The organism is Mycobacterium sp. TH-M11 (assembly GCF_057473725.1).
Genome location: NZ_JBYCLD010000108.1, coordinates 1 through 2,786 on the forward strand (window position 1 = coordinate 1; position 2,786 = coordinate 2,786).

Annotated in this window: 3 protein-coding genes; all 3 read left to right on the forward strand. The window is 68.5% G+C overall.

Translation table 11 applies throughout. From position 1 onward, the window contains the following. Positions 1-1,589, forward strand: a 1,589-nt coding sequence (locus AC2VOG_RS04655) for an alanine--tRNA ligase-related protein (RefSeq protein ID WP_486938749.1), incomplete at its 5' end; no start/stop codon positions are given. Then, entirely contained in the window at positions 1,590-2,087 is a 498-nt protein-coding gene (ruvX, locus tag AC2VOG_RS04660) for a Holliday junction resolvase RuvX (protein ID WP_486938750.1), read from the forward strand. It abuts the gene before it with no gap. Then, on the forward strand, positions 2,080-2,786 hold a 707-nt coding region (locus AC2VOG_RS04665; RefSeq protein ID WP_486938751.1), incomplete at its 3' end, for an endolytic transglycosylase MltG. The genes ruvX and AC2VOG_RS04665, both read left to right, overlap by 8 nt.

Below are 2,786 nucleotides of genomic sequence, written 5' to 3' on the forward strand. Positions count from 1 at the left end.
GCTCGCGGCTCTTCGAAGAGGCGGCCGCGGCCACCAAGGCATCCGGTGCAAGTGTGCTGTCCGGCACGGACGCCTTCACCCTGCACGACACCTACGGGTTCCCGATCGAGCTCACTCTCGAGATGGCTGCCGAAGCGGACCTGCAGGTCGACGAGCTCGGGTTCCGGGAACTGATGGCCGAGCAGCGCCGCCGCGCGAAGGCCGACGCCGCCGCGCGCAAGCACGCGCACGCCGACCTGACGGCCTACCGCGAGCTGGTCGACGCCGGACCCACCGAATTCACCGGTTTCGACGAATTGACCTCGCACGCAAAGATTCTGGGCATCTTCGTCGATGGCAAGCGGGTGCCGGTGATAACGCACGGGACCGAAGAGCCCGCGCGCGCCGACCGCGTCGAAATCGTGCTCGACCGCACACCGCTGTACGCCGAATCGGGTGGTCAGGTGGCCGACGCGGGCACCATCAGCGGCACCGGATCCAGCCAGAGCGCCATGGCGGTCGTCACCGACGTGCAGAAGATCGCGAAAAGCCTGTGGGTGCACCGCGTCAACGTGGATTCGGGGGAGTTCGTCGAAGGAGACACGGTCGTCGCAGCCGTCGACCCCGGCTGGCGCAAGGGTGCTACCCAGGGCCACTCCGGAACGCACATGGTCCATGCCGCCCTTCGGCAGGTGTTGGGCCCCAACGCTGTTCAGGCCGGCTCGCTGAACCGTCCGGGCTACCTGCGGTTCGACTTCAACAGCCAGGGCGCGCTGAGCGCCGAGCAGCTCAGCCAGGTCGAGCAAGTGACCAACGAGGCCGTCCAAGCCGACTATGAGGTACACACCTTTCTCGAAAAGCTGGACAAGGCCAAGGCAATGGGTGCGATGGCCATGTTCGGCGAGGCCTACCCCGATGAAGTGCGCGTGGTCGAGATCGGCGGGCCGTTCTCGCTGGAGCTGTGCGGTGGAACCCACGTGCACAATTCGGCGCAGATCGGGCCGGTGACCATCCTCGGTGAATCCTCGGTGGGCTCCGGCGTGCGCCGCGTCGAGGCCTACGTCGGGCTGGAGTCATATCGGCATCTGGCCAAGGAGCGCGCGCTGATGGCCGGGCTGGCCTCGTCGCTGAAGGTGCCCTCCGACGAGGTGCCGGCCCGGGTGGCGAACCTGGTGGAACGACTGAAAGCCGCGGAGAAGGAGATCGAACGCAACCGGCTGGCCAGCGCCCGGGCAGCTGCGGCAAACGCGGCCGCCGGGGCGCAGCACATCGGTAACGTCCGGCTGGTGGCGCAGCGGATGTCGGCCGGCATGACGGCCGCCGACCTACGCTCGATGGCGGGCGATATCCGCGGCAAGCTCGGCACCGGACCGGCGGTCGTCGCCCTGATCGCCGAGGGCGACGGCGGCAGCGTGCCCTACGCGGTCGCGGCCAACCCCGCCGCCCAGGATTTGGGCCTGAGTGCCAACGACTTGATCAAGTCGCTCGCTGCCGCGGTCGACGGTCGCGGCGGCGGGAAGGCCGACCTCGCGCAGGGTTCCGGCAAGGATTCGTCGGGCATCGATGCAGCATTGGATGCGGTGCGCGCAGAGATCGCAAGGACCAGCTGAGTGGATTCACCGCATCGCGTGCCGGACCGGCCTGGTGGGGACGATCCGGGACCCGGGCGACGACTCGGCATCGATGTGGGCACCGTCCGCATCGGTGTGGCGACCAGCGACCCCGACGGAATCCTGGCCACGCCGGTCGAGACGGTTCGCCGCGACCGCTCCGCCCGGCATCTACGGCGGCTGGTCGAGTTGGTCGCCGAGTTGCAGGTTGTCGAGGTGATCGTCGGGCTGCCGCGAACGCTGGCCGATCGCACCGGCCCGTCGGCCCTCGACGCTATCGAGTTGGCGGACGTGCTGGCCGGTCGAATTGCGCCGGTACCCGTGCGGATGGCCGACGAGCGGTTGACGACGGTCTCCGCGCAGCGCTCGCTGCGCCAGGCCGGGGTGCGGGCGAAAGGTCAGCGTAAGGTCATCGACCAGGTGGCGGCGGTGGCAATACTGCAGGGTTGGCTCGACGAACGCCGTGCCATGTCGCCCGGGGAGGTCAACGGTGTCTGATGGCCGGGAACGCGCTCGGCCGCGACCGGGTCCGGTCGCGGTGGGCTCGTCGCGTCGCGGACATCTGCGCGCCGACCGGCTGCGCGCCGAGCGGGAGCGTCGCCGACGGAGAACCACCACCCGCGGCATTCTCCTGAGTCTGGCTATCGGGATGGTCATCGCGGCGGTATTCGTCGGGTCCAGGTTGTGGCACGGGAGCGGCTCGCGGTACGACTTCGCCGGCGACGGCAAGCGGGATCTGGTGATCGAGGTGCACGCCGGGGACTCGACCACGGCGATCGGTGAGACGCTGCACGACAAGGACGTCGTCAAGTCCGTGAAGGCGTTTCTCGGTGCGGCCGCAGACAATCAGGCGATCACGGCGATCCAACCCGGTTACTACCGGCTCCGCACCGAGCTCCCGGCGGCCACGGCGGTGAAACTGCTGGTTGATCCGGCCAGTCGGGTGGGCAAGCTGGTGATACCCGAGGGTCAGCAACTCGATGACACCTCTGACGTCAAGACGAACGAGACCACGCCGGGCATCTTTTCGATGATCGCCAAGGCCAGCTGCGTCGAGTTGGACGGCACCAAGCACTGTGTCTCGGACGGCGCCTTGCGGGCAGCGGCGGAAAATACGCCGCCGACATTACTTTTGGTGCCGCCGTGGGCGGTGCCGTCGGTGACGGCGATGGGCAGCGACCACCGTCGGATCGAAGG